The organism is Okeania sp. SIO2C9 (genome assembly GCF_010672455.1).
In the GTDB taxonomy this organism is placed as follows: Bacteria; Cyanobacteriota; Cyanobacteriia; order Cyanobacteriales; family Microcoleaceae; genus Okeania.
Map to the genome: position 1 here is coordinate 1 of NZ_JAAHGO010000169.1, position 4816 is coordinate 4816.

Below are 4816 nucleotides of genomic sequence, written 5' to 3' on the forward strand. Positions count from 1 at the left end.
ATATGTCTGTCAACAAGTCGCATTCACATGAATTATTTCCTAAGCTTTAGTTACCTGTTTAATATTAACACACTTTTCTACTTCTAGCAACTATTTTATACAATTTTCATTCAACAGTTAATCACCCCTCCTTGAGACTTCATTTGTTCCAACTTCGCCTCAAGATTTTTCACATATTCTGGATATTCCTCTTTAGCAACGGCAACCACATCAATAATGTCCTGCTTAAATTCCAAGTCTTGATTGGCCACCGCCTCCATTTCCCGTATCGCTCGCTCAAAATCTTCAGGAAAAGGATTTTCTTGTGCAGGTTTCAAAGCACGGAAAGTATCCCCAGGCATTCCTTTTACCCGTTGCCATAACTTACCCGCTTGCTCAAAAGTCTTTTCACTTAAACCTTCCCCTGCCTTTTCCACATATTTAGTTAAAAAATGGTAAGCGATCGCTGCTACAGTTAATTCTATAGGTTCCATTATTTATATTCCTTAGTTAATAAATCAAAAATAAATTCTGATTATAATTACACCAATACATTAGACATTTCCGAAAAAGATATAGACTTTTTGTAAAAGTAGGGAATAGGTATAGAGGGAACAGGGAAGATGTTTTTAGGAAAAAAACACGGAAAATGATTTTTTGAGTTATTACACTCTAGTTTATAGTAAATAAAGGGCAAGTTTATTTTCTGGAGACGTCTATCATACAATTATCTACAAAAATCAGGCAAAATCACCAAATTGACAAATTAATACTAATTGTGATAAAAAACTATTTTGTACTAATAATAAATAACTGATATGACATCCCTAACTGCCGAGCAATACAAACAGAAGATGCAGCGCCGCAAAGAAGTACAAGAACAACGAGTATCTCAAGCTGCTCTGGAAAAAGGCTTAATTATTGTCAATACTGGCAACGGTAAAGGCAAAACTACAGCAGCATTGGGTATGGTGATGCGCTCCTTGGGTCACGGTTATCGAGTGGCAATTATCCAATTTATTAAAGGTGCTTGGGAACCCGCAGAAAAAGCAGTGTTTACTAAATGGGGCGAACAAATATCTTTTCATGCTTTGGGGGAGGGGTTTACTTGGGAAACTCAAGACCGCGATCGCGATATTCAAAAAGTTTATGAAGCTTGGAATTTAGCTTTGTCTTATATCCGCAACCCAGAGTTTAAATTAGTATTACTTGATGAGGTGAATGTTAGTCTAAAATTGGGTTATTTAAAGTTAGAAGATTTGTTGGCTGGGTTAGACGAGAAACCTGAAGATTCTCATGTTATTCTTACAGGTAGGGGTGCCCCTCCAGAATTAATTGAAAGGGCGGATTTAGTAACAGAAATGAAGATGATTAAGCATCCTTTTAGAGAGCAAGGTGTGAGGGCGCAACCCGGTATTGAATATTAATATTTGCAAGGAGCAAATTTGGGACTTGATTTAGTTAGATTTAGTTAGTATTAAAATTACCGAAAAATTTTGGTTTAAAGCCTTCCTTTTTAAGGAGATAAAAAGAGAAACTTTCCTTAAGCGTCAATCCTATCCGTTTTAAAAGAGAGGTAATAATTCATTATTAATTATTAATTATTAATTATTAATTGTTGAAATTACCAAGCCAAATTTTGATAGTTAGTTTGACAAGTATTTAATATCCTCGCATCATTCTCACTAACTTGATTTATGGGGTAATATTTCTCTAAATCTACTATGTAGTCAGAAGCTGTATTATCATAACTATCTACAACTTTTACATCTAAGCTATTTTGCTTATAAAATCCATAAAAGCAATAAAAAGCTGAATGGGGTAGATAAAGAGCGCCTATTACCTTACCATTTTTTAGCTGAAATACAAAATACTCATTTTGAATTTGCTCTGGCTGAGAAGACTGACCAAAAAGGTGAATGCCATCACTTAGCAATGTATTATTATTATCTGTTTCTGAAGAAAACTTTGGCCTTTCTTCCTTAAATTTAAGAGAAATAGTTTTATACTGTACTATTGGCCTATTTGCTGTACTATAGGTCAATATTAAGTAGGTGGCGATCGCCACTAACCTAAAAATCACGAATATTACTTAATTATTATCTACATCATTATCATATCTGTAGAAAAGGATAAAAATCTATTCTTTTAACAAATTGTGTTAGTTTCTCAACTGTTAACAAAAGTTATTTCTTCCAATAGTTACTAAAGGTAGATAATAAATCAAACAAAATCCTTGTGGAGATAATCATTAAAAAGAACTATCTCTACAAGGAACGATCAAAATTTGGTATTGACAATAGAGGGATCGATTTTAGGCAGATTTTAATACCTAACTAGCTACATATTCCCGCACCTTAGCTTGACGACGACGCAAATGGGCCAAAGCTTGATGTTCTAGTTGACGGACTCGCTCGCGACTAAGTTGTAGTCTCTCTCCCACTTTAGCCAAGGACATTTCTCTACCATCCTCAAGACCAAAACGTAGTATTAATACACGACGTTGTTGATCGGTCAATTCTCCTAGTAGAGTATTTAAGTCTTGGCGCAACAACTCACGAGTAATATAGTCATCTGGAGAAGATGCTTCGTCCTCTAACAGTTCTTGCAGTTCGGTGTCCTGATTATCTCCTACTCGTAAATCCAACGATATAGGATGGCGGGCCATCAAGAGATATTCTCTAATTTGAGAAGGTTCTAGTTCTAAAGCTTCAGCAATTTCAGAAGGAGTTGGGGTACGACCCAAGCTTTGAATTAGTTCTCTCTGGACTCTTTTGATTTTGTTGAGCTTTTCAGTAATGTGAATAGGTAAGCGAATAGTACGAGCTTGTTGTGCGATCGCTCTGGTAATTGCTTGACGTATCCACCAATAGGCATAAGTAGAAAATTTGTAACCTCGCATGGGGTCAAATTTTTCGACTCCTCGCTCTAAACCCAGAGTACCTTCTTGAATCAGATCCAAGAATTCCATATTTCGTTTTTGGTACTTTTTAGCGATCGCTACTACTAAGCGAAGGTTAGCTTCAATCATTTTTTGCTTGGCACGGCGACCATGCTTTATTGTTTGGTTTAGTGCTTCTTCACTTAACTGTACAAATTCTGCCCATTCTTCCTGAGTTGCTGCTCTGTCTAGCTTCTCCTCTAATTTTTCCTTTGACTCCAAAAGTTCCATCATGTACTTAACTTTCTTGCCATACACAATTTCTTCCTCACGAGTCAGAAGTGGTACACGGCCAATCTCATGTAGATAAGTACGAACTGTATCCATTGAGGAGTAGGAGCTAGCACTTGATTTGCTTGTCTTTTGAGTTTTCTTCTTTTCTTGATTTAGTGTTGACATTTTTTCATAAACTCCTTATTTCAAATATCGCAGTAGTTATTGTGTGTTCCTACAATGGGAATAATGTGAGATACAACTACATGAGAATAGGCTTTCCCATCCCTACACAAATGCCATAAAGGGGTAAAAATTTTATAATTGGAACTTTTTTTCTTCGCTGAATGGACTTATAAGCTAAGTTTTATTTTTACATTATTTACATTGGCAATAATTATACTTTATTTCTTCTATTAAAGTAAACTCAGTATGAGTCCGCTTTTCTTCTTTGTAATACAAATCTAGACTAAATTTAAAGGCGAAATGTTCATCTTATATAAGTAGAAATTTTAATTTGTCCTTAAAACTACTAGTAGATTAGATTAACTGCAATCTATCCTTAACCATTTCCGCAAAACTTTGGTAAGATTATTATTTAAGTTATTTTCCATACATCGATAATGGCTCAACCAGCTCCTAACAGGCAACTCTCAGAACATAGAGATAACCGAACTATTCTCAGCATTTGACAAAAGGCAATCATAATTCGTCTTTTTGTACCTTTGATTAGCATCTCTTGAGAAATACCACTTAAAAACTATAGATTCTCTAATTATGTATTACATTATAGCACAAAAAGCTGACTTTTGCATCAATCAAAAGAGATAACTTAGCTTTGATTGAGTTATAGCGGTTTTCACATAGATAGACTATAGTGGCCAAAGCATTTTTCTACTCCCCCTCTTGGTCGCCGTTCCCATGGCGTTTGCTAGGGCACAACTACGTTAACGCTTAACGTCCCGGAAGGACAGGAGACCTCAATGGGTTCCGACCGCTTGTGTCTGTCGCCGACGCGGGGCAGTACCGCTACTCTCTACTCCCGCTTTTAAAAATAATTTTGTAGTCTACATTAAATGAAAAATGCTGTAACTTTTTTGTGGTCTCTTGGCTCTATTGTCATGTAGGTCATATTGGGTGTAGATTTGAGATGGAGAATTAATTCATCGAACCTCGCTCTATCAATTTAAATCCTGCAACATTTCCTGATAGCTAATAATTTTCAACGGGACACAATATTACTGTGCCTCTAAAAAGTCGATCTTTATCCTTATCCTTTATGAGTTTAATATCAAATCCTGTAGCATTGGTATAAATTAGTTAGGTGATAGGAGTCGCCTCTTCAGAAGGGATAAAGATAAAACAAGGTTTAGTAACATTTGAAGATGGACATTTTTTGATGGCGAACTTAATATAGTACCTCACACCTCACCCGTGGTGCCAATGGGGTTTGTGGGCTTAAAGTTCCCATTGACTGCTTACCGAAAAATTGGGGTAGGCGCCTCGCCGAGGCGCGGGCGACTTTCTATAATTGTGCTATAATGAAATTGGTTATCTACCCGCCTTGTCTCATAAATACTGTAGAAAAGAAGATGTTTGTCGAAACTCCTTCAGTTGAGAGCTGAACTTGGGAAGCTTTCAGGTCAATGAGCAGCTAAAAAGAGAAAGCACAGATAAACCCTA

4 protein-coding genes are annotated in these 4816 nt (G+C 36.2%); 1 reads left to right on the forward strand and 3 read right to left on the reverse strand.

Annotated elements, in window-relative coordinates; genetic code table 11:
- Nucleotides 1–110: 110 nt before the first annotated feature.
- A complete protein-coding gene (locus F6K23_RS39830; protein ID WP_293166639.1) occupies nt 111–473 on the reverse strand; it encodes a hypothetical protein in 363 nt (120 codons plus the stop codon).
- Between the two features lie 324 nt (nt 474–797).
- Here F6K23_RS39830 and cobO point away from each other — a divergent pair, with 324 nt between their 5' ends.
- Nucleotides 798–1406: a cob(I)yrinic acid a,c-diamide adenosyltransferase gene (cobO, locus tag F6K23_RS39835; protein WP_293166641.1), complete on the forward strand. Its 609-nt coding sequence runs from the start codon at nt 798–800 to the stop codon at nt 1404–1406.
- A 197-nt stretch (nt 1407–1603) separates the two neighbouring features.
- Here cobO and F6K23_RS39840 read toward each other — a convergent pair whose 3' ends face one another.
- Entirely contained in the window at nt 1604–2062 is a 459-nt protein-coding gene (locus F6K23_RS39840) for a hypothetical protein (RefSeq protein WP_293166643.1), read from the reverse strand.
- A 249-nt stretch (nt 2063–2311) separates the two neighbouring features.
- A complete protein-coding gene (locus F6K23_RS39845; protein ID WP_293166645.1) occupies nt 2312–3319 on the reverse strand; it encodes an RNA polymerase sigma factor, RpoD/SigA family in 1008 nt (335 codons plus the stop codon).
- Nucleotides 3320–4816: the final 1497 nt, after the last annotated feature.